The organism is Pseudoxanthomonas helianthi, assembly GCF_017939625.1.
GTDB classification, from domain to species: Bacteria; Pseudomonadota; Gammaproteobacteria; order Xanthomonadales; family Xanthomonadaceae; genus Pseudoxanthomonas_A; species Pseudoxanthomonas_A helianthi.
The window spans coordinates 1,197,941-1,218,568 of sequence record NZ_JAGKTC010000001.1 but is presented as its reverse complement, the minus strand read 5'-3'; the positions used below and the strand labels follow the sequence as shown (position 1 = coordinate 1,218,568).

Annotated in this window: 21 protein-coding genes; 15 read left to right on the top strand and 6 right to left on the bottom strand. The window is 65.7% G+C overall.

The window, feature by feature from the left end; all coding sequences use genetic code 11:
- The first annotated feature begins 17 nt into the window (after positions 1 to 17).
- From J5837_RS05565 to J5837_RS05535, 7 genes are all read left to right on the top strand, one after another.
- Positions 18 to 1,523: a pilus assembly protein N-terminal domain-containing protein gene (locus J5837_RS05565; RefSeq protein WP_342345507.1), complete on the top strand. Its 1,506-nt coding sequence runs from the start codon at positions 18 to 20 to the stop codon at positions 1,521 to 1,523.
- 59 nt (positions 1,524 to 1,582) lie between these two features.
- Positions 1,583 to 3,262 carry a TadA family conjugal transfer-associated ATPase gene (locus J5837_RS05560; RefSeq protein WP_244755635.1) on the top strand — a complete coding sequence of 560 codons (1,680 nt, stop codon included), beginning with the start codon at positions 1,583 to 1,585 and terminating at the stop codon, positions 3,260 to 3,262.
- Positions 3,262 to 4,110: a type II secretion system F family protein gene (locus J5837_RS05555; RefSeq protein ID WP_210535704.1), complete on the top strand. Its 849-nt coding sequence runs from the start codon at positions 3,262 to 3,264 to the stop codon at positions 4,108 to 4,110. Before J5837_RS05560 ends, J5837_RS05555 begins: the two co-directional genes overlap by 1 nt.
- A complete protein-coding gene (locus J5837_RS05550; protein ID WP_210535703.1) occupies positions 4,107 to 4,997 on the top strand; it encodes a type II secretion system F family protein in 891 nt (296 codons plus the stop codon). The genes J5837_RS05555 and J5837_RS05550 overlap by 4 nt, the downstream gene beginning before the upstream one ends.
- On the top strand, positions 4,994 to 5,347 hold the full coding sequence (locus tag J5837_RS05545) for a DUF192 domain-containing protein (RefSeq protein ID WP_210535702.1): 354 nt from the start codon (positions 4,994 to 4,996) through the stop codon (positions 5,345 to 5,347). The genes J5837_RS05550 and J5837_RS05545 overlap by 4 nt, the downstream gene beginning before the upstream one ends.
- A 26-nt stretch (positions 5,348 to 5,373) precedes the next feature.
- Positions 5,374 to 6,042, top strand: coding sequence for a TadE/TadG family type IV pilus assembly protein (locus tag J5837_RS05540; protein WP_210535701.1), 669 nt, complete (start codon positions 5,374 to 5,376; stop codon positions 6,040 to 6,042).
- Between the two features lie 98 nt (positions 6,043 to 6,140).
- Positions 6,141 to 6,656 carry a hypothetical protein gene (locus J5837_RS05535; protein WP_244755633.1) on the top strand — a complete coding sequence of 172 codons (516 nt, stop codon included), beginning with the start codon at positions 6,141 to 6,143 and terminating at the stop codon, positions 6,654 to 6,656.
- 27 nt (positions 6,657 to 6,683) lie between these two features.
- Here J5837_RS05535 and J5837_RS05530 read toward each other — a convergent pair whose 3' ends face one another.
- Positions 6,684 to 7,484, bottom strand: coding sequence for a ferredoxin--NADP reductase (locus J5837_RS05530; protein WP_425504829.1), 801 nt, complete (start codon positions 7,482 to 7,484; stop codon positions 6,684 to 6,686).
- 57 nt (positions 7,485 to 7,541) lie between these two features.
- On the opposite strand from J5837_RS05530, the gene J5837_RS05525 reads away from it, so the two are divergent.
- From J5837_RS05525 to J5837_RS05515, 3 genes are all read left to right on the top strand, one after another.
- Complete coding sequence (locus tag J5837_RS05525) at positions 7,542 to 8,492, top strand: ABC transporter ATP-binding protein (RefSeq protein WP_210535700.1); 951 nt, start codon at positions 7,542 to 7,544, stop codon at positions 8,490 to 8,492.
- Positions 8,489 to 9,298, top strand: coding sequence for an ABC transporter permease (locus J5837_RS05520; RefSeq protein ID WP_210535699.1), 810 nt, complete (start codon positions 8,489 to 8,491; stop codon positions 9,296 to 9,298). Before J5837_RS05525 ends, J5837_RS05520 begins: the two co-directional genes overlap by 4 nt.
- A gap of 109 nt (positions 9,299 to 9,407) precedes the next feature.
- Entirely contained in the window at positions 9,408 to 9,809 is a 402-nt protein-coding gene (locus tag J5837_RS05515; protein ID WP_210535698.1) for a hypothetical protein, read from the top strand.
- A 42-nt stretch (positions 9,810 to 9,851) separates the two neighbouring features.
- Here J5837_RS05515 and phhA read toward each other — a convergent pair whose 3' ends face one another.
- Positions 9,852 to 10,739, bottom strand: coding sequence for a phenylalanine 4-monooxygenase (gene phhA / locus J5837_RS05510; RefSeq protein ID WP_210535697.1), 888 nt, complete (start codon positions 10,737 to 10,739; stop codon positions 9,852 to 9,854).
- Between the two features lie 121 nt (positions 10,740 to 10,860).
- On the opposite strand from phhA, the gene J5837_RS05505 reads away from it, so the two are divergent.
- Both J5837_RS05505 and J5837_RS05500 read left to right on the top strand, forming a co-directional pair.
- Complete coding sequence (locus tag J5837_RS05505; RefSeq protein ID WP_210535696.1) at positions 10,861 to 11,343, top strand: Lrp/AsnC family transcriptional regulator; 483 nt, start codon at positions 10,861 to 10,863, stop codon at positions 11,341 to 11,343.
- A gap of 62 nt (positions 11,344 to 11,405) precedes the next feature.
- Positions 11,406 to 11,768, top strand: coding sequence for a hypothetical protein (locus J5837_RS05500; RefSeq protein ID WP_210535695.1), 363 nt, complete (start codon positions 11,406 to 11,408; stop codon positions 11,766 to 11,768).
- 58 nt (positions 11,769 to 11,826) lie between these two features.
- On the opposite strand, the gene J5837_RS05495 is transcribed toward J5837_RS05500, so the two are convergent.
- Entirely contained in the window at positions 11,827 to 12,846 is a 1,020-nt protein-coding gene (locus tag J5837_RS05495; protein WP_210535694.1) for a TIGR00266 family protein, read from the bottom strand.
- A gap of 204 nt (positions 12,847 to 13,050) precedes the next feature.
- Here J5837_RS05495 and J5837_RS05490 point away from each other — a divergent pair, with 204 nt between their 5' ends.
- Complete coding sequence (locus J5837_RS05490) at positions 13,051 to 15,378, top strand: TonB-dependent receptor (protein WP_210535693.1); 2,328 nt, start codon at positions 13,051 to 13,053, stop codon at positions 15,376 to 15,378.
- Positions 15,379 to 15,386: 8 nt separating this feature from the next.
- Entirely contained in the window at positions 15,387 to 16,037 is a 651-nt protein-coding gene (locus J5837_RS05485; protein ID WP_210535692.1) for a DUF2238 domain-containing protein, read from the top strand.
- 12 nt (positions 16,038 to 16,049) lie between these two features.
- Here the strand turns inward: J5837_RS05485 and J5837_RS05480 are convergent, their stop codons facing one another.
- The 3 genes from J5837_RS05480 to J5837_RS05470 form a co-directional block, all read right to left on the bottom strand.
- On the bottom strand, positions 16,050 to 17,171 hold the full coding sequence (locus J5837_RS05480) for a glycoside hydrolase family 18 protein (RefSeq protein WP_210535691.1): 1,122 nt from the start codon (positions 17,169 to 17,171) through the stop codon (positions 16,050 to 16,052).
- Positions 17,172 to 17,363: 192 nt separating this feature from the next.
- A complete protein-coding gene (locus J5837_RS05475) occupies positions 17,364 to 18,161 on the bottom strand; it encodes a rhomboid family intramembrane serine protease (RefSeq protein WP_210535690.1) in 798 nt (265 codons plus the stop codon).
- 53 nt (positions 18,162 to 18,214) lie between these two features.
- Positions 18,215 to 19,171 (bottom strand): TerC family protein, encoded by a 957-nt coding sequence (locus J5837_RS05470; protein ID WP_210535689.1) that lies wholly within the window; start codon positions 19,169 to 19,171, stop codon positions 18,215 to 18,217.
- 263 nt (positions 19,172 to 19,434) lie between these two features.
- Between J5837_RS05470 and J5837_RS05465 the strand changes: the two genes are divergently transcribed.
- Positions 19,435 to 20,616 (top strand): class I SAM-dependent rRNA methyltransferase, encoded by a 1,182-nt coding sequence (locus J5837_RS05465; protein WP_210535688.1) that lies wholly within the window; start codon positions 19,435 to 19,437, stop codon positions 20,614 to 20,616.
- The last annotated feature ends 12 nt before the right edge of the window (positions 20,617 to 20,628 follow it).

Genomic DNA, 20,628 nt, shown 5'->3' with positions numbered 1-20,628 from the left:
AGGAAGGGTTTGTCGCAGTGTTTTTCGCCTTGTGCGTGATGCAGGCGGCCGCGATGGCGCAAACACCGACGCCTGCGATCGCGCCGAAACAGGTGGCGCAGCCGGCGGTCACCCCGGCCGAACTGACGCCGGCGAGGGACCAGGCAGGCGCGGCACGGGATACACAGCAAATCACCGGAAGCGCGGCTGCGGCGATCCAGGACGTGCTGGGTTCGGGCTCCGGCTCGCAAGCACGGGCCGAGGCCCTGGCCGGCGACGGCCGGCCTTCGAGTGCGCCGTTGTTGCCACGCAAGTTGAGCCTGTACGCCGGCCAGGCGGTGGTGCACCGGGTGCCGGGTACGCTGCGCCGCGTCGCCGTCGGCAACGGCGAGGTGGTCAACGTCTACACGGTCGGCCGCGGTGAAGTCGTGCTGATCGGTACCGCTGCAGGCGATACCAACGTGCACTTGTGGCTGGGCGACGGTTCGCAACGCGACGTGCCGGTGACGGTCACGCCGATCAGGGGCGACGGGCTGGCCGACACCGTGCGCGAATTGCTCGGCGACGTGCCGGGACTGGTGGTCAAGTCGGTCGGGCCGAACGTGATCGTGTCCGGGCGCGACCTGGACGAAGCCACCACGCAGCGCATCGCGCTGCTGCAGAAAGCCTATCCGCAGATCCTGAACTTCGCCGGTCAGGATCCGGTCGGGATGCGGCCGATGGTGATGATGGACGTGCAGATCATGGAGTTCAACAAGAACGCCGTGGACGAGCTGGGCATTCGCTGGGATTCGGTCATCGGCGGTCCCGTCGGCGGTTTGATCCGCGATGTCACCACCAACAACTATTTCCGCGTGTTGCCGAAGGACAACGACACGTTCGAGGACATCAAGGACGACCTGCCCACCAAGCTGCCCGGAACCCAGGCCTATTTCGGCATCGCCACCACCATTGCCTCCAGCATCAATCTGCTGATGAACCGCGGCAAGGCATGGGTGCTGGCCTCGCCCAAGCTCAGCGCCAAGAGCGGCAGCAACGCCACCTTCCTGGTGGGTGGCGAAGTGCCGATCGTGATCCCGTCGATCCTCGGCCAGAGTCAGGTCGAGTACAAGGAATACGGCATCCGTCTGAACATCTCGCCGACGGTCAACGCCGCGAACCAGATCGCCACCTCGATCATGGCCGAAGTCAGCCGCATCGATCCGGCCGTGCAGGTGGAAGGCGTCCCGGGCTTCCTGACCCGCCGCACCGAAACCGAGATCAACGTGCATGCCGGCGAAACCATCGTGATTTCCGGCCTGCTCGACACCTCGGCATCGAAGACCGTGGACAAGTTCCCGATCCTGGGCGACATCCCGATCATCGGTCGGCTGTTCCGCTCCGACGGCTTCCGCGGTAATCGCACCGAGCTGGTCGTGTTCGTCACCCCGCGCATCGTCACCCCGGCCTCGCAGGAGAACATCGACGCGCTGCGCCGCGGCGACGCCATCCGCGAATCGCTGGAAACCGACACCACCAAACTGCAACGCAAGCACATCAACTGACGCCGATGTTCAACGTAGTGATCAACGCCCCTGGCCGTGACCCGCGCTCGGTGCAATGCATGCACCGCGAATGCGGGATCGGCCGCGACGACGCCAACCTGGTCATGCTGCAGGGCTGGTCCATCGCCAGCAAGCACGCTTCGCTGATCAGCGAGGACGACGGCGTCTACATCCTGTCACTGGGCGGCAAGGCGCCGATCACGGTGAACGGCACGCGGGTGACCTCGAAACATGGTCCGATCGGCAAGGCCGACGAGGTGCGCATCGGCGACTACACCCTGCAGGTCACCAACTCCAATGCGGCGAACGACGGCGCCATGTCCCACAGGAAGGCGGCCAACGGCAAAGCCGCGCCGGCGGCCGCAATCCAGCCGGTCGAAGCGGTGAGAACGGCGCCCCCTCCTGCCGAACCCGCCGCCGAGAACACCGAGCTTGCACGCAGCGAAGACGTGCGTCCCGACATCAATGCGTGGCGCAGCAAGGTGCATGCCGCGCTGGTTCGCCAGCTCGACCTGCGCCGCGTCGACGTGCGCAGCATGGGCGATCAGCAGCTGCGCGACACCACCATCAACCTGATCAACGAGATCCTGGAACGCGATTTCCGCGACCTGCCCAAATACATCAACCCGCGCCGGCTGGCCAAGGAAGTGCTGGACGAGGCGATCGGGCTGGGGCCGTTGGAGGACCTGATCGAGGACAACAGCGTCACCGAGATCATGGTCAACGCGCACGACGAGATCTTCATCGAGCGCGCCGGGCGCATCGAGCGTTCGCAGGTGGTGTTCACCAGCGAGCGCGCGGCGCTGGCCGCGATCGAGCGCATCGTCACTCCGCTGGGTCGGCGCATCGACGAAAGCTCGCCATTGGTCGATGCGCGCCTGAAGGATGGCTCGCGCGTCAACGCCGTCATCCCTCCGGTGGCATTGCGTGGACCCAGCATCAGCATCCGCAAGTTCGCCAAGCGCCGCCTGCTGGGCGAAGACCTGCTGAAGTTCGGTTCCCTGGACGAGCGCATGCTCGAATTCCTGACCATGGCCGTGCGCGAGCGCATGAACATCGTGGTATCCGGCGGCACCGGCTCGGGCAAGACCACCCTGTTGAACATCCTGTCGAACTTCATCCCCGACGGCGACCGGGTGGTGACCATCGAGGACGCCGCCGAACTGAAACTGGTCCAGCCCAACCTGGTGGCGCTGGAAGCGCGTCCCGCCAACACCGAGGGCAAGGGCCAGATCACCATCCGCGACCTGGTCAAGAACGCGTTGCGCATGCGTCCCGACCGCATCGTCGTCGGCGAGTGCCGCGGCGGCGAAAGCCTGGACATGCTGCAGGCGATGAACACCGGCCACGAAGGCTCGCTGACCACTGCGCACGCCAACAATCCGCGCGAGACGCTGTCGCGCCTCGAGGTAATGGTGATGATGGCCGGCATGGACCTGCCGATGACCGTGGTGCGCGAGCAGATCGCTTCGGCGGTGAACCTGATCGTGCACCAGCGCCGCTACCCGTGCGGATCGCGCAAGGTCAGCCACATCACCGAAGTCACCGGCATCGAGAGCGGCACGATCCAGTTGCAGGACGTATTCCTGTTCAAGCCGACCACCTACCACGGGCCGGATGGCAAGGTCGCCGGCAATTTCATCGCCACCGGCGCCGTGCCGGAGTTCTACGAAGGCCTAGCCGAACGCGGGGTGCCGGTCGACCTGGGCATCTTCCGCAACACGAATGGGGGCAACTGATGGGTGCCTGGCTGCTCGGCGCGGTGTTGTTCGTCTGCTTCCTGCTCGGCGCGCTGCTAGCGGTGCGCGCCGGTGCGCGTTTTTGGGACCGTTATCGCGAGAACTTCGTCGACCAGGCGCGGCTGAACCTGTCCGATATGTTCCTGTTCATGGACACCACCCAGCTGTTCCTATTCAACGCCGTGCTGCTGGTGGTGGTGCCGTTGCTGGTGTGGTTCGTCACCGGCAGCCTGATCATCGCGCTGCTGCTGGCGGCGCTGCTCGCGTTCCTGCCGCGCAAGGTCTATGCGTGGATGAAGCAGAGGCGCATCGACAAGATCCAGGAGCAGTTGCCCGATGCGTTGCAGATGCTGTCTGGCAGCCTGCGCGCTGGCGTCGGCTTCGCTCCGGCGATGGAAGTGCTGGTGCATGACGGCCAGCCGCCGCTGGCGCAGGAACTGGCGTTGGTGCTTCGCGAACAGCACCTGGGCGTGCGCACGGAAGAGGCGCTGGAGCATTTCAGCGACCGCGTGCCTATCGTCGACGCCAAGCTGTTCGTGTCCGCGGTGAACATTTCCCGCGAAGTCGGCGGCAACCTGGCCGAGACCCTGGCCACGCTGGCCGAAACCCTGCGCCGGCGCTTGATCATGGAGAACAAGGTCAAGGCCCTGACCTCGCAAGGCCGGCTGCAGGGCATCGTGATGGCGATGTTGCCGGTGTTCCTGATCGGCTACCTGACCTTCATGTACTCCAGCACCATGCAGCCGATGTTCCATACCTGGCACGGCTGGCTGGTGATCGCCATCTGCGTGGTGATGGAGTACTTGGGCTACCGCATGTGCCGCAAGATCATGACGATCGACGTATGACCTGGATGCTTGTCATTTTCGCTTTGCTCGCCGCTGGCGCCGTGCTGCTGGTGGTGATGGGCACGCGCGGCGCGCTGCGCGAAGTCGAAGTTGAGGACCGCACCTACTACGACCCACTGCCGCGGATCATGCAGTTGATCTGGCCGTTGGTGACGGTGACGACCCGCTGGATCGCGCCACGGTTGAAGGTGACGCAGATGGAACAGACCCACCGCCAGTTGCAGGCGGCGGGACAGGACTACACGCTGACCCCGGAAGAGTTCTACGGCTTGCGCCTGGTCAGCGCGGGCATCGTCGCCGCGTTCTTCCTGCTGTGCACGCTGATGCTGGGCAAGCTGGGCATTGGCGCCGGCTTCATGTGCCTGGTCTTCGGTGGCGTGCTCGGTTGGTTGTATCCGATGCTCTGGCTCGGAGAGCGGCGCAAGCTGCGCCAGCGCGCGGTGGTGCGCGACCTGCCGGTGTACCTCGACTTCATCACCATGTCGGTGGAAGCCGGCCTCAACGTCACCGGCGGCATCGAACAGGCGGTCGCGAAGGGACCGCCGGGAGCGCTGTCGCAGGAGTTCTCGCGCATGCTGCGCGACCTGCGTGCCGGCCTGCCGCGTTCGGAAGCGCTGAAGCGCATGGCCGAGCGCATGGACATCTCGCAGATCACCAACTTCACCAGTGCGCTGATCCAGGCCGACAAGGTCGGCGCCAACCTCAGCGAAACCTTGCGTGCGCAGGCCGGCCAGCGACGCGAGGAGCGCTTCCTGCGCGCGGAGAAGCTGGCGCTGGAAGCGCCGGTGAAGATGATGTTCCCGCTGGTGATGTTCTTCTTCCCGCTGATCTTCCTGTTCATCGGCTACTTCATCTATCTGAAGATGCTGGAGGAAGGCATCCTGTGAGGACAGGCAGCATCCAGCGCGGAAACAAACCGGCCATCGAGCAGGTCTGGATGGCCGATCGTTGGTGGCAGCGCCTGCGCGGGCTGCTGTTGCGCGCGCCACTGGCCCGCGATGGTTCGCAGGCATTGGTGATCAAGCCGTGCGCCAGCGTGCACACGCTGGGCATGACCTATCCGCTGGATCTGGTGTTCCTGGACGCCAGGCAGCGCGTGTGCGGCGTGCGTCGCCACGTGGCGCCGTGGCGTGCGGCGGCGTGTCGCGGCGCGCAGACGGTGGTCGAGTTGCATGGCGGCGCGCTGGACGCGCTGCAGCCCGAAATCGGCGAAACCTGGACATGGCGGCCGGCGTGAGTGCGCTGGCCGGAGGAGAGAACCGCATGAGCCCTCGTCTTCGTTCGTACAACCCGCGCCGCGATGTCGGCGGACAATCGATGGTCGAGTTCATCATCGCCGCGCCGGTGCTGCTGTTCCTGATCCTGTCCATCGTCCAATTCGTGTTGCTGTACCGGATCAAGGCGACGCTGGACTACGCGGCATTGGAAGCGGCACGTGCGGGCGCAGTTCACGGCGCCGACAAGAGTGAGATGAAGAACGGGCTGGCGCGCGGCATGACCCCGCTGTTCGCGCACAAGACGTCGATGACCGAATTGGAAACCGCCTATCTCAAAGCAAAGGCCGAGATGGCGCTGTTCGGAAAGGTCGAAGTGATCAATCCAACCCGTTCCGCATGGAATGAGCACAAGGAAAAGCAGTACAACGGCCAGTATGCCTTGCCCAACGACAGCCTCGCATTCCGCAGCGACAGCGTTGGCCGCAGCGGCGTCAGCGTGCAGGATGCCAACATCCTGAAGATTCGGGTGACCTACCAGGCCCCGCTGGTGGTGCCGTTCGTCAGCTGGGTGCTCAAGGGCAAGTCGGAATACCTGAAGTCGGGCACCTTCGAAGGTTCGCCGTTGAACCCGATCACCGACCGCTTGCCGATCGAGTCCTACGCCATTGTGCGCATGCAGTCGCCGATCTACGAAACCCGCAACCTGGACCACTGATGCGCCGCCGCTTGGCTCGTCGTGGTCTGGTCCTGGCGGCATGCGTCTGCGCCGCGGTTGCCCATGCGCAATCGTCCACGGAAGGCGTCGCCCAAGTGATGACCAACCAGCTGGGTCCGCTGACCCGAGCCACGCCACGCGGAAAGCTGGAACCGGTAACCGTGTACTTCCGTGAAGATGCGTTGCGCATCGATTTCAGCGACGCCGCCGGCAAGGCCTACCGCCTGCTGTTGCCCGGAGATGGCCAGCCGGGCTGGATCGTCGATGCGAAGGGCGCGGCATTACCGGCCTTGAAAGCGCGCTGGCCGCTGGTATTCGATCCCCAAGCGCCCTGCTCGGGACAAGGCATGTTCGCGAACTGCCAATCGCAGGGCCCGGGACTGGTCGCCGGACAGAACGCCCGCCATTGGCGCTACCGCTTCACCCGCAATACCGGCCCCGGCCTCACCAGCCGTGGCGACATGTGGCTGGATGTGGAAACCGGCCTGGTGTTGTTCTACCGCGGCGAAACCGGCGCCGGCCTGCCGCAGGAATGGCAAGTGCAATCGGTCGACTACCGCACGTTGCCGGAAGGCACGTTCGATCTACCGAAGAGCATTACGCGGGACCGCTGACCTGCAAGGCGGCCACAGCCGTCCCCATCACTTGCTGCTGACGTACTTCTCGCGACGAATCTGCGGAACCGGCAGGCCCGCTTCCTTCAACGACTCGAAACACGCATCGACCATGTTCGGATTGCCGCACAGGTAGGCGATGTCCGTTTCCGGGTTCGGCGCGAACTCGGCCAGGTGCTGCTGCACGTAGCCGTGGCGCACATCGGGGTGCGGGTTCGACGGCATTTCGCGCGACAGGCAAGGCACGTAGCGGAAACTCGAATGAGCGTCGGCGAACGCGCGGAACTCGTCGCCGTACAGCAACTCGACCGGCGTGCGTGCGCCCTGCAGCACCACCACTTCGATTCCGCGTTCGCCGATCAGTTTTTCGATCTGCGGCAACATCGCCCGGTACGGCGTCACGCCGGTGCCGGTGGCGATCAGTAGGTAGCGTCGGTTGCTGTCGCCGGGCATCAGGCAGAAGCGACCGTACGGGCCGCTGGCCTGGATCTCGCCGCCTTCGGGCAGGTTCTCGAACAGCGCGGTCGCCGCGCCGCCGGCCACGAAGCTGACCGCGATCTCGACCTGCTCGCCCGGGCCCAGCGCGTGGTCATGGATCGTCGCCAGCGAATAGCTGCGCTTGGTCGCGGTGCCGTCGGCGTAATGGAAATGCACCTGGATGAACTGGCCCGGGACGAAGTCCAGCGGCTGGCCGTCGGCCCGGGAGAATGCATAGTGGCCGACGCTGGGCGCCAGCATGCGCCGCGAAACCAGGCGCAGCGGGAATTGGACGATAGCCAAGGCGAATGGAACGGTCTGGTGCCGGGTCCGGCCCGGCGGGACGCCTATAATAAGCCCGCGCACCTTCCGACGCTTCTGCGCACGCGCCGCGCCACAAGGCACCACATGGCTTCCCTCGCCGCTGCTTCAGCCCCCGCCCTTTCCATCACCGACCTGCGCAAGACCTACGACAACGGCACCACCGCCCTGAAGGGCGTGTCGCTGCAGGTCGCGCCCGGGGACTTCTTCGCCCTGCTCGGCCCCAATGGCGCCGGCAAGTCCACACTCATCGGCATCGTCAGCTCCCTGGTCAACAAGAGCTCGGGCGAGGTCAAGGTATTCGACGTCGACCTGTCGAGACACCGCGATGCGGCGATGCGCCTGCTCGGCCTGGTGCCGCAGGAGATCAACTTCAACCTGTTCGAGAAGCCGCTCGACATCCTGGTCAACTACGCCGGTTTCTACGGCATCCCCCGCGCCGAGGCGCTGGTGCGTGCCGAAGAGGAACTCAAGCGCGCGCGCCTGTGGGAAAAGGCCGGCGTGATGAGCCGCACCCTGTCCGGCGGCATGAAGCGCCGGCTGATGATCGCGCGGGCGATGATGACCCGCCCGCGGCTGCTGATCCTCGACGAACCCACCGCCGGCGTCGACATCGAGATCCGCCGCGACATGTGGAAGGTGCTGAAGGAGATCAACGCCGCCGGCACCACGATCATCCTGACCACGCACTACCTGGAAGAAGCCGAAAGCCTGTGCCGCAACCTGGCGATCATCGACCGCGGCACCATCGTCGAGCAGGGGCCGATGAAGGCGCTGCTGGCCAAGCTCGACGTCGAAGGCTTCCTGTTCGACATCGACGGCCAATTGCCGGCCCAACTGCCGGCGATCGAAGGCACCACCCTGGTTGCCGCCGATCACCACACGCTGGACGTGGAGATGCCACGGGCGATGGACCTGAACAGCGTGTTCGCCGCGTTGAACGATGCCGGCATCCGCGTGCGTTCGATGCGCACCAAGTCCAACCGGCTGGAGGAATTGTTCGTGCGCCTGACCGGCAACGAGGAGAAGGCAGCGTGAACTCGACCACCGAAACCCTGACCGCCAGCCAGACCACCGGGCAGAAGAACCTGGTCGCGCTGGGTACCATCGTGCGCCGCGAGGTCAACCGCATCCTGCGCATCTGGGGCCAGACCCTGGTGCCGCCGGCGATCACCATGACCCTGTATTTCCTGATTTTCGGCGGCCTGATCGGCAGCCGCATCGGCGACATGGGCGGCTTCAGCTACATGGAGTTCATCGTGCCGGGCCTGGTGATGATGAGCGTGATCCAGAACAGCTACGGCAACATCAGCTCCAGTTTCTTCGGCGCCAAGTTCGGCCGCCACATCGAGGAAATGCTGGTCAGCCCGATGCCGAACTGGGTGATCCTGGGCGGTTACGTCGCCGGCGCGGTGCTGCGCGGGCTGATGGTCGGCGCCATCGTGCTGGTCATCGCGATGTTCTTCACCAAGGTGCGCGTGCCGCATCCGCTGGTCACCCTGAGCACGGTGTTGCTGGGCGCGACGATCTTCTCGCTAGCCGGCTTCGTCAACGCCGCGTTGGCGAAGAAGTTCGACGACATCGCCATCGTGCCGACCTTCATCCTGACTCCGCTGACCTATCTCGGCGGCGTGTTCTATTCGGTCAAGCTGTTGCCCGCCTGGGCCGAAGCGGCGACCCACGCCAACCCGATCTTCTACATGGTCAACGCGTTCCGCTACGGCTTGCTCGGCCAGAGCGACGTGCCGCTTTGGGTGGCGTACGCGTTGATGCTCGGCTTTGTCGTCGCACTGGCGGCGGTGGGCCTGTGGCTGCTGAAGAAGGGCGCCGGCCTGCGCAGCTGAAGCAGGGTGCGGGAAGTGGCCGCAGTGATTCCGTGGCGACGTTGTTCCAGATGACAGGGGGTCGCCCGGGCCGAACGGCCCGGATTCATCCGGAGACAAGGAGCATCCCATGGCATCGGTCCAAGCCGTCAATTTGACCATCACCCCCGTCGCGAACAGCGACAACGTAAGCGTGTACGTCGGCTATACGGTCGCCGCCAGCAGCCACGACCTCGCGACAGGGCAGCACTACCGCGAGGTTTGCGAACTGATCGGCGACGATACGCCCGGCGACGGCACCGACGACGCGCTGCGCACGATCTACGACGCAACGACCACGTTCGACGGCAGCCACAGCGCGTACACGCGCGCCATTCAGCTATTCGTGCCTCGAAGCGCGCTCGATGAAGACAGCGGGCGAGCCATCCTCGATGAGGACGAAATCCGCGCCAAGGTTACGCTGCTCCCCATTCCGACCAGTCGCGAAAGCAACCTGATACGGCTCGGCGGACTGGTATTGAATCCGAACTGAGCGGTCGCTGGTCGAACCGTTGGCGGACGGCGTCGTCGTGATTCAGACGTCGCCGTCCGTCGCCCAGCCTTCGCCGGTGCCGCGCTGGAACACGCGATCGCCGTCGCGCACCTCGCCAGCGGGAATGGAATCCTGGGCGGCCAGTTCCGCGTACAGGCCGGTGAAGTCGGGTTCGGTCGCACGGATCAGCTGTTCGAAGCTGTCGATGACGAAATAGGTTTTCTGGAACGTGTCGATGCGATAGCGCGTGCGCATGATCCGCGACAGGTCGAAGCCGATGCGGTTGGGCGCCGCCGATTCCAGCGAGTGCAGCGACTCGCCCTTCGACGACACGATGCCACTGCCATAGATGCGCAGGCCCTCCGCCGTATCGATCAGGCCGAATTCCACCGTGTACCAGTACAGGCGGGTCAGGTTCTGCAGCGCTTCGGCGCCGATGCCGTGTGCCTTCACACCGCCAGCGCCGTAGGCCTGCATGTAATCGGCGAACAGCGGGTTCATCAGCAGCGGCACGTGGCCGAACAGGTCGTGGAACAGGTCGGGTTCGGCGATGTAGTCGATCTGCTCGGGGCGGCGGATCCACCAGGTCACCGGAAAGCGGCGATGGGCCAGGTGTTCGAAGAAGGTCAGCTCCGGCAGCAGGCCTTCCACGCCGACGAGGGTCCAGCCGGTCGCCGCGCCCAGCACTTCGTTCAGCTGCTCGAAGCGCGGGATCGCGCGCGGGTTCATGCCCATCGCGTCCTGCGCCTGAAGGAACTCGTCGCAGGCGCGGCCGACCAGCACTTCGCGCTGGCGCTGGAACAGCGTGCCCCAGGTCGCGTGGTCCTCGGCGGCGTAACTCTCCCAAGGCTGTTCGACCACCGCCGTGGTGTAGACCGGCACGTAGCCCTTGTCGGTCTGCTGGTGTTCGACGCGGCGCGGTTCGTTCATCGTGGACTCCGGTGGCATGCCGGCATCGTAGCGGGCAAGCCGCGCAACGGGCTTGCAAAGTTGCGTCCAGGGGCCGTTATGTCGCAATCTTGTTGCAGGAATTTGTCTTGTAGAGCAATAAATGGCCGAATCCATTGCCCTGGACCGCACCGACCTGCGCCTGCTGGCCCTGCTGCAGCGCGACGGCCGCGCCACCAATGCCGACATCGCCGCGCAGGTGAACCTGTCGCCGTCGGCCTGCCTGCGCCGCGTGCAGCGGCTGGAAGCGGCCGGAGTCATCGCCGGTTACGCCGCGCAGGTCGAACCGCGCGCGGTGGGCCTGGGCCTGCAGGCCTTCGTCCGGGTGCAACTGGAGCGCCACGGCCAGCCGGCCATCGAACAGTTCATCGACGCCATCGGCGATTGGGAAGAAGTCGTCGCCTGCCACGCGTTGACCGGCGACATGGATTACCAGCTGCACGTGGTGGTGGAAGACCTGGAACACTTCTCCCGGTTCCTGCTCGACCGGCTGCTCAACAACGCCGGCGTCGCCGACGTCAATTCCAGTTTCGTGTTGCGCACGGTCAAGCAGACGCGCGCGCTGCCGCTGGGGCACCTGGGCTGAGTATTGGCCTGTCGCACCTGCGGCGCGCGTTCTCAGCGGACACCACAGCGGGGAGCACAACCATGGCGCAACGTTTCATCTGGATCGCAGTCCTGTACCTGATCGTCGGCGCCAGCCTGGGCCTGTACATGGGCATGACCCAGAACTTCAGCCTGATGCCGGTCCACGCGCACGTGCTGTTGGCCGGGTGGCTGTCGCTGGCGATGGCCGGCGTCGTGTACCGATTGTGGCCGGCGGCGGCGCAGACCCGCTTGGCACAGGCGCATTTCTGGTTGCACAACCTGGGCCTGCCAGCCTTCATGCTGGCGCTGGCCGCGCACCTGACCGGGCACGAGCTTCCCGTGTTGCTGTCGGTGGGCGCTTTGGCGTTCCTGCTGGGCCTGCTGTGCTTCGCCCTGAACGCCTGGCTTCGCGTCAGGGGCTGAAACCTGCATCGTGCGGGAGCGGCCGCTCCAGTCTGGACCGGCCGCTCGTCCGGTTCGCTCAGAAGCCGTTGTCGCCGTCGAGGATGCGGCCTAGCCCGCCAAGTACCGAACCTTCGCCGCGGTTGCTGCCACCCGCCTGCGGCGCGGCCTGCAGCATGCGTCCGGCCAGGCGCGAGAACGGCAACGATTGCAGCCACACCTTGCCCGGGCCGGTCAGGGTGGCAAGGAACACGCCTTCGCCGCCGAAGAACAGGCTCTTGATGCCGCTGACCGGGCGCACGTCCATGTTCACCGTCGAATGGAACGCGACCACGCAGCCGGTGTCGACGTCGATGCGCTCGCCGGCCTGCAGTTCGCGCTCGACCACGGTGCCGCCGGCGTGCACGAACACCCAGCCGTCGCCCTCGATCTTCTGCATGATGAAGCCTTCGCCGCCGAACAGGCCGGTGAGGATCTTGCGCTGGAAGAAGATGCCCAGGCTGACGCCGCGTGCGCCCGCCAGGAAACTGTCCTTCTGGCAGATCAGCCGCCCGCCGTGTTCGTCCAGCTTCATCGCCAGCACCGTGCCCGGGTAGGGCGCGGCGAAGGCGACCTTGGCCTTGCCTTGTCCGGCATGGGTGAACACGGTGGTGAACAGGCTTTCGCCGGTGATCACGCGCTTGCCCGCCGACAGCAGCTTGTCCATGAAGCCGCCGCCGGAACCGGTGTGCGAGCCGTCGCCGAACAGGGTGTCCATCTGCACCGCGGCGTCCTTGTACATCAGCGCACCGGCTTCGGCGATGGCGCTTTCGCCCGGATCCAGCTCCACTTCGACGAACTGCATGTCGTTGCCGACGATGCGGTAATCGATGTCGTCGCTGCGGCGGCTTGCGCCGTTGGGCAACGGCGGCGGCGGAGTGACCGTGGTGTCCGTGGCATCGGCGAACTCGGGCATCGACTTGACCGCCTGCCAACCGGACAGGCCTTCGCGCCAGCACAGATCGCCTGGATGGCTGCGCGCCCAGGTCTGGGCGGCGTCGCCTTCCAGCGGGCCGGTACGCTGGTTGGTCGCGGTGTTGTGGAAGTACCACTGGCTCATCGGGCGGCTCCTGCCTCGGAAGGGGACAAGGCGTCGATTCTAGTGAGCCGGACGTGACGGGAAACGGCACAAAGTCATGCCCGCGGAACATCGGTTTCAGGCGCCGCGGAGACTGTAAAAAAACCGTTGCCCCGCCGACTGCTGTCCTGCAACATTCGCGTGCTGCCCGCTGTGCGCCGCCCATTCCCCTCTCCGGAACCCACCATGACCCCGACCCGCCTCGCCCTTGCCATCGCCGCGCTGCTGCCGATGGCCGCCTTCGCCCAGGAAGCCGCCAAACCGGCGGAAAAGGAAGCCGTCGTCCTCGACACCGTGCAGGTCACCGCGCAACGCAAGGTCGAGAACATCCAGGACGTGCCGGTTTCGATCAGCACGGTCAGCGGCGAAAAGCTCAACGCGCTGGCTTCCGGCGGCACCGATATCCGCTTCCTGTCCGGCCGCGTGCCCAGCCTGAACATCGAATCCTCGTTCGGCCGCGCCTTCCCGCGCTTCTACATCCGCGGTTACGGCAACACCGACTTCCGCCTGAACACCTCGCAGCCGGTGTCGCTGGTGTACGACGACGTGGTGCAGGAAAACCCGATCCTCAAGGGCTTCCCGCTGTTCGACCTGGACCAGGTCGAAGTGCTGCGCGGCCCGCAGGGTTCGCTGTTCGGCCGCAACACCCCGGCTGGCGTGGTCAAGTTCGACTCGGCGCGGCCGACCCAGGAATTCGGCGGCTACGGCAAGGTCGGCTACGGCAGCGACAACCTGTGGAACGTGGAAGGCGCGGTCGGCGGCGGCCTCACCGACAAGTGGTCGGCGCGCGCATCGGTGCTGTTCCAGCGCCGCGACGACTGGGTGAAGAACACCTATCCCGGCCCGAACGATGGTTTCGAAGGCTACGACGAAGGCGCGGCGCGCGTGCAGTTCCTGTACGAGGGCGAAGGTTTCGAAGCGCTGTTCAACGCACACGCGCGCCATCTCAACGGCACCGCGCGCCTGTTCCGCGCCAACATCTTCAAGCCCGGCACCAACGATTTCGTCGATGGCTTCGACGAGGACAAGGTGTCGCTCGACGGCTACAACCATTCCGAACTCGACAGCAAGGGCGGCAGCGCGCGCCTGAACTGGGACTTCGGCGAGCTGAAGCTGTTCTCGATCACCGGCTACGAGTCGGTGGAGACCTACAGCCGGGGCGATATCGACGGTGGCTACGGTGCCGTGTTCCTCCCGAGTTCCGGCCCGGGCGTCATCCCGTTCGCTTCCGAAACCGCGGACGGCATTCCGAAGCATTCGCAATGGACGCAGGAATTCCGCGTCGAATCGGACTACCCGGGCCCGCTGAACTGGCAGGCCGGCGTGTTCTATTTCAAGGAAGACTACGACGTCGAAAGCTTCAGCTACGACTCCTTGAACAACGGCGCACAAGACGGTTACCAGCGCATCAACCAGACCAACGATGCCTGGGCGGTGTTCGGCAGCCTGACCTGGCAAGCCACCGACAAGCTGCAATTGCGCGCTGGTGCGCGCTATACGGTCGACAAGAAGGACCTGGGCGTCGAGGAATACTGGAACACCGGCTTCGTGCCCTGCGTGCTGTCGGCCAAATGCGACCTCGCCGGCCTGCTCGCCGCGCAACAGGCCGCCTATGCCGCGGGCAACGCCGCCGACCCCAACCTGTCTGCGTCGACCGAGGACAAGAAGTTCAATTGGGACCTGTCGGCGACCTACGCCGTCAACGACGACGTCAACCTGTACGGCCGCGTCGCCACCGGCTTCCGTGGCAGTTCGATCCAGAGCGCGGGCGCGTTCAACGAGAAGACGGTCGCCGGGCCGGAAACCGTGCTGTCGTTCGAGGCCGGCGTGAAGGCCGACTTCTGGGACAAGCGCGCGCGCATCGCCTTCGGCCTGTTCCACTATCGCGTGAAGGATCAGCAATTGACTGCGGTGGGCGGCAGCGGCAATGCCAACATCCTGCTCAATGCCGACAAGAGCGTCGGCCAGGGCTTCGAGCTCGACCTGCAGGCTTACCTGACCGACAACCTGCTGGTCACTTTCGGTAGCAGTTACAACGACACCGAAATCCAGGATGCAGGCCTGATGGTGGCGACCTGCGGCAATACCATCAATCCCACCCGGCCGAACTGCACGGTCACCAATCCCTACGAACTCAACCCGCTTACGGGCAGCTTCCGCGCCAACATCGACGGCAACCCGCTGCCGCAATCGCCGAAGTGGACCCACAACCTGACCGCGCGCTGGGGCATGCCGGTCGGCGAGGGCGCCGAGTTCTTTGTGTTCACCGACTGGGCCTATCGCAGCGAGGTCAACTTCTTCCTGTACGAGTCGAAGGAGTTCACCGGCAAGTCGTTGCTGGAAGGCGGCCTGCGCGTCGGTTACGGCTGGGGCAATGGCGATTACGAAGTGGCGCTGTTCGGCCGCAACATCACCAACCAGATCCGTGCGGTCAGCGGCATCGACTTCAACAACCTGACCGGCATGATCAACGAGCCGCGCACCTGGGGCGCCGAGTTCATCGCCCATTTCTGAGCGCGGCGATGAGTGCCGCCGTGCCCGCGATACGGCGTCCGCCCGGCAAGGGCGAACGCCGGGCGCTGGCCGGCGTGGTCGTGTTGGCGCTGGTGGCATCGTTCGCCATCGCCAACGACCGCCTGACCTGGTCGCTGGAGGTGGTGTGGGCCATCGTGGGACTTGGGCTGATTGCGTGGCAGTGGCCCCGGTTCCCGCTGACCCGCCTGCTGTGCTGGCTGCTGGCCCTGCACGCGCTGGTACTCATCCACGGCGGTGCCTATACCTATTCGCTGACACCGGGCGGGTTCTGGCTGCAGGAATTGCTGGCCACGCAACGCAATCCTTGGGACCGGCTCGGCCATTGGATGCAGGGTTTCGTCCCGGCGATCCTGGCGCGCGAACTGCTGCTGCGGCTGACTCCGCTGCGGCGCGGCGGATGGTTGGTCTATCTGGTGCTGGCGGCGTGCCTGAGCTTCAGCGCGTTCTTCGAACTGATCGAATGGTGGGCGGCATTGGCGATCGGCGCGGATGCCGATGCGTTCCTCGCCACCCAGGGCGATCAATGGGACACGCAGTGGGACATGTTCCTGTGCCTGTGCGGCGCGGCGACGTCGTTGCTGGTGTTTTCACGTTGGCACGATCGCCAGCTCGGCGCGGACGCGCTCGCCGGCAAGTAATCCAACGTCCAATCAGCGAGCCGGCGTCGCCAGCAGGGCCTCGCGCACCACGTCGAGCAGCTGCTCTTCCGGATCGGTGCTCTGCTCCCAGTACATCACCCCGCCCAACCCGCGCTCGCGCACGAACGCGGCCTTGGCTTTCAGCGCCTGCGGGTCGTCGTAGCTGATCATCTTGCGTTCGGCCGCGTTCCACAGCCACGCCGATTGCGCGGCTTCGTCCCAATGGCGGACAAAACCGCCCTTGCCCAGGAAATCGCGCTGGATCTGCTGCCAGGTCACGTAGCCGCCATCGCTGGCGAAGGGCTGGTACAGACCGTCGTGTTCCGGCGTCACGTCGCCGAAGCGGCGACCGTAGAACGCCAGGCCCAGATTGATCTTGCGCGGCGGTACGCCACCGGCGAGGAATTCGTCGACGGCACGCGTGGCGTTGCGGCCATCGGCCGGCGACAGTGCGGAAGGGCGCAGCCCGGCGTGGTGGCCGGTGGTCGGGTTGAGGCTGCCGTAGAAGTCGTAGGTCATCAGGTTGATCCAGTCCAGCGCCTTGGCGATGCGCGCCAGTTCGAGTCCCTCCGCCGCCTTGCCGTCGGCGGCGGCGATGGTCAACAGGTAATGGCGTCGCGGCTTGCGGCCCAGCACGTCGAGCCGCGCGCGCAATTCCTCAAGCAACAGGCTGAAGTTCTCGCGGTCGGCCGGCGAATGGCTGATGCCCGGCCCCGGCTGGGTCGGGTATTCCCAGTCGATGTCCAGTCCGTCCAGATCGTGCGCCAGCATCAGCGCGGTCGAAGTGTCGATGAAGGTCTTGCGCGCCGACGCGGTCGCCGCGGCTTCGGAAAAATTGCCCGCGCCCCAGCCGCCGATCGACAACACCACCTTCAGTTGGGGGTTGTCCTTGCGCAGTCCGGTCAGCGTGGCCAGTGAGTTCGGTGCGGTGTCGCCGGGCAGGAAGACTTCGTGCTGCGGATTGACCTTGGCGAAGGCGAAGTTGATCACGTCTAGCTTGCGCGCGCTGACCGGAGGCAACTTCTTTGCGTCGGACACATAGCCGATGACGTGAAACGAAGGTTCGTCGTTGCGCCGACTTGCGAATGCGTCGTGAGCCGCCAGCGCAGCGAAGCAGACCAATCCCGACAACATTCTCGATGCGATGTTCAAGTTCAGGCCGGCGTGGTGAAGGGCCCTGAACTATACGTTGTTGCCGCGCACCGTTATGTGCGCGTCGTTGTAGGAGCGCTCTTCAGAGCGCGACCGGAAAACCCGATCTGCTAAGTTTTCGGCGGATGTTGTTCCATCGGTCGCGCCCTGAAGGGCGCTCCTACGAAAAGCGCTTCACTCCGAGGGCGGATCGCGCGGCGGGCTTTCAACCGCCGAACGGCGGGTCAAGCGCAGCACCACGCCACGCCGTTGCTCCGGACGGTGCCACAACACCGGAACGTCCTGCGGCGCGGGCGGCTCCAGCTCATCGTTCGCCGCCGCGAGCTCTTCCTCGTCTTCCCAGCTGTAGCGCTTGCGCGGCAGTTCGGGATCCAACCTGCGGAACAGGAACGCGGCCAGTACGCCGGCCAGCGCGCCGCCCAGGTGCGATTGCCACGACACGCCCGCTTCGTGCGGCAACACGGTCAGCAGCATGCCGCCATAGAAGAGGAAGCCGATCATGCCGGCGGCGATCGCCGCGCGGTCGCGGCGCAGCACGCCGAGCATGAACACCAGGAAGCCCAGCCCGTGGGTCACGCCGCTGCCGCCGAGGTGGTGCGAACCGGCTTCGCCCAATAGCCATGCGCCCAACCCCGAGCCCAGCCACAGCAGCGGCAGGGCACGCAGGGTCGCGCGCGGATACACGCTGCCGGCCAGCGTGCCGAGGATCAGCACGGCGACCGCGTTGGCGGCGAGGTGTTCGACCGAACCGTGCAGCAGCGGCGCGGTCAGCACGCCGAGCAGGCCGTCCAGGCTCTGTGGCGTCACCGCGTAGCGCGCCACGTCGAAGCTGCCGTGCGCCGAGTACACCAGGACCAGCAGCAGGACGAAGGCCAGGCTCAGGTTCAGCGCGCGCAGGATGCGGCCGCGGTCGAAGCGGCCCTGGGCCTGGGCGTCGTAGCGCGGGTCGTCGGGATGGTGGGCGGGTTCCATGTCTCCTGCATGGCGACGGCCCGGGCCGAAGCCAAGGCCGCCGAGGGCGGGATTCAGCGTCCCGCCGCGGCCGGGGGCCGGCGCAGGCTCAGCCAGATCGTGACCGCCAGGATGGCGAACACCACGCCCAGCGACGCCACCACCGGCACCTTCACTAGGTCGATGGCCAGCATCTTCAGGCCGATGAAGCCCAGCACCACCGCCAGCCCGAACGGCAGCAGGTGGAAGCGGTCGGCCATGCCGGCCAGCAGGAAGAACATCGCGCGCAGGCCCAGCACCGCGAACACGTTCGAGGTCAGCACCACGAACGGATCGGCGGTGATCGCGAAGATCGCCGGGATGCTGTCCACCGCGAAGATCACGTCGGTCACGCCGATCAGCACCAGCACCGCGAACAGCGGAGTGAACCAGCGCCGGCCATCGCGGCGCACGCTCAGCGCCTGGCCGTGGTACTCGCCGGTCAGGCGCAGGTGCCGGCGCATCCAGCGCAGCGCCGGGTTCTGTTCCAGGTCCGGCTCCTTGCCGGCGGCGAACCACATCTTCACCCCGGTCAGCAGCAGGAACGCGCCGAACACGTACAGCAGCCAGTGGAACTTCGCCAGTAGCGCAGCACCGGCGAAGATCATCAGCGCGCGCAGCACGATGGCACCCAGTACGCCGATCACCAACACGCGCTGGCGCTGTTCCTCCGGCACGGCGAAATAGCTCATCACCATCAGGAACACGAAGATGTTGTCGACCGCCAGCGACTTCTCCACCAGGTAACCGGTGAGGAACTCCAGGCCGACGCGCTGGGCGAGGACCGGGCCGGCGGTTTCGGCCAGGTACCACCACAAGCCGGCGTTGAACAACAGGGCCAGGCCGACCCAGCCCGCGCTCCACCACAGCGCTTCCTTGAACGTGACCTTGTGCGCGCCGCCGTGGCGCATCAGCACCAGGTCGGCCAGCAGGGCCAGCGTCACCACGACGGCGAAGCCGCCCCACAGCCAGGGATTGCCTATCGATTGCATGCAGAACTCCGGTTCGAAAACGAGAACGCCTCGGACCGCAAGGCCGAGGCGTGCATCGGAAACCGGCTTTTCGGGGTTCCAGCGCAAACCTTCGCCATCGCGGCGAAGGTCTCGCTCGCAACCACGGAATACCCGTGGTTGCCGCCGGACCGGAGCCTGGTTCAGGCTCGAAATGACGGCCACGACGTCGGGAGCTACTCCCCTTCGAGGCGGATTGTCCCGGTCGCGGCGGATCGGGTCAACCGCCCCGGTAGAATACGTTCATGAACGCACCGAATCCCGCCGAATTGCCCGTGGTCCGCCTGAAGAACGCGTGGCGTTCCAGCCATCCGTGGATCTTCCAGAAACTGGTCGAAAAACCCGCGCAGCGGCCCAAGCCCGGCAGCATCGTCGACGTGGTCGGGGTCGATGGCGTCTTCGTGGGCCGCGGTTTCTACAACGGCCATTCGCGTATCGCCGTGCGCATCCTCGAGACCCATCCCGACATCGCCGTCGACCAGGGCTGGTTCGCGCGCAAGATCGCGGAGGCGGTGTCGCTGCGGCGCGATGTGCTGAAGCTGGACGAGATCTCCAACGCCTGGCGCGTGGTGCACAGCGAAGGCGATGGCCTGTCCGGCCTGGTCGTGGACCGTTACGACGACCTGCTGGTGGTCGAGTTCTTCAGCGCCGGCATGTTCCGCCATCGCGAATGGGTCTACGACGCGTTGCGCATGCAATTCCCCGGTTGCCGTTTCCACAGCTTCGCCGACGAGCACGTGCAGAAACAGGAGTCGTTCGACTTCCACAACACCAGCGGCACCGCGCCGGCGGTGATCGAGGAATACGGGATCAGGTTCCGCGCCGATCCGGCCGGCGCGCACAAGACCGGCTTCTTCGCCGACCAGCGCGAGAACCGCGAATGGCTGAGCCGCCAGTGCGCGGGCAAGCGCGTGCTCGACCTGTGCTGCAACACGGGCGGTTTCGCCGTGTATGCGGCGGTGCGCGGCGCCGAGGAAGTACTCGGCGTAGACATCGATGCCGACGTGATCGAGATCGCCAAGGGCAACGCCAAGCTCAACCAGGTGCGGCCGAAGTTCGTGCAGGCCGACATCTTCCCCTACCTGCGCGACGCGGCCACGCGCGGCGACCAGTACGACGTGGTGATCCTCGACCCGGCCAAGATGACCCGCGACCGCGACCAGGTCATCAATGCGCTGAAGAAATACCTCGACATGAACAAGCTCGCGCTGGGCGTGGTCAAGCCGGGCGGACTGTTCGCGACGTTCTCCTGCACCGGGCTGGTGAGCGAGGAGCAGTTCCTCGACATGCTGCGCCGCGCCGCGTTCTATGCCGGACGCACGATCCAGGTGCTGAAGGTCGCAGGCGCCGGCGCCGACCACCCGTTCATGGCCCACGTGCAGGAATCGCGTTATCTCAAGGCGGTGTTCTGCCGCGTAGTGGATTGATGTGCAGGTGGG

What these genes read in the sequence shown, in the direction of transcription:
- J5837_RS05560 (WP_244755635.1), top strand. Translation starts at nt 1,583, where the DNA reads ATGCACCGCGAATGCGGGATCGGCCGCGACGACGCCAACCTGGTCATG.
- J5837_RS05555 (WP_210535704.1), top strand. Translation starts at nt 3,262, where the DNA reads ATGGGTGCCTGGCTGCTCGGCGCGGTGTTGTTCGTCTGCTTCCTGCTC.
- J5837_RS05550 (WP_210535703.1), top strand. Translation starts at nt 4,107, where the DNA reads ATGACCTGGATGCTTGTCATTTTCGCTTTGCTCGCCGCTGGCGCCGTG.
- J5837_RS05540 (WP_210535701.1), top strand. Translation starts at nt 5,374, where the DNA reads ATGAGCCCTCGTCTTCGTTCGTACAACCCGCGCCGCGATGTCGGCGGA.
- J5837_RS05535 (WP_244755633.1), top strand. Translation starts at nt 6,141, where the DNA reads ATGACCAACCAGCTGGGTCCGCTGACCCGAGCCACGCCACGCGGAAAG.
- J5837_RS05525 (WP_210535700.1), top strand. Translation starts at nt 7,542, where the DNA reads ATGGCTTCCCTCGCCGCTGCTTCAGCCCCCGCCCTTTCCATCACCGAC.
- J5837_RS05515 (WP_210535698.1), top strand. Translation starts at nt 9,408, where the DNA reads ATGGCATCGGTCCAAGCCGTCAATTTGACCATCACCCCCGTCGCGAAC.
- phhA (WP_210535697.1), bottom strand. Translation starts at nt 10,739, where the DNA reads ATGAACGAACCGCGCCGCGTCGAACACCAGCAGACCGACAAGGGCTAC.
- J5837_RS05505 (WP_210535696.1), top strand. Translation starts at nt 10,861, where the DNA reads ATGGCCGAATCCATTGCCCTGGACCGCACCGACCTGCGCCTGCTGGCC.
- J5837_RS05500 (WP_210535695.1), top strand. Translation starts at nt 11,406, where the DNA reads ATGGCGCAACGTTTCATCTGGATCGCAGTCCTGTACCTGATCGTCGGC.
- J5837_RS05495 (WP_210535694.1), bottom strand. Translation starts at nt 12,846, where the DNA reads ATGAGCCAGTGGTACTTCCACAACACCGCGACCAACCAGCGTACCGGC.
- J5837_RS05490 (WP_210535693.1), top strand. Translation starts at nt 13,051, where the DNA reads ATGACCCCGACCCGCCTCGCCCTTGCCATCGCCGCGCTGCTGCCGATG.
- J5837_RS05485 (WP_210535692.1), top strand. Translation starts at nt 15,387, where the DNA reads ATGAGTGCCGCCGTGCCCGCGATACGGCGTCCGCCCGGCAAGGGCGAA.
- J5837_RS05480 (WP_210535691.1), bottom strand. Translation starts at nt 17,171, where the DNA reads ATGTTGTCGGGATTGGTCTGCTTCGCTGCGCTGGCGGCTCACGACGCA.
- J5837_RS05475 (WP_210535690.1), bottom strand. Translation starts at nt 18,161, where the DNA reads ATGGAACCCGCCCACCATCCCGACGACCCGCGCTACGACGCCCAGGCC.
- J5837_RS05470 (WP_210535689.1), bottom strand. Translation starts at nt 19,171, where the DNA reads ATGCAATCGATAGGCAATCCCTGGCTGTGGGGCGGCTTCGCCGTCGTG.
- J5837_RS05465 (WP_210535688.1), top strand. Translation starts at nt 19,435, where the DNA reads ATGAACGCACCGAATCCCGCCGAATTGCCCGTGGTCCGCCTGAAGAAC.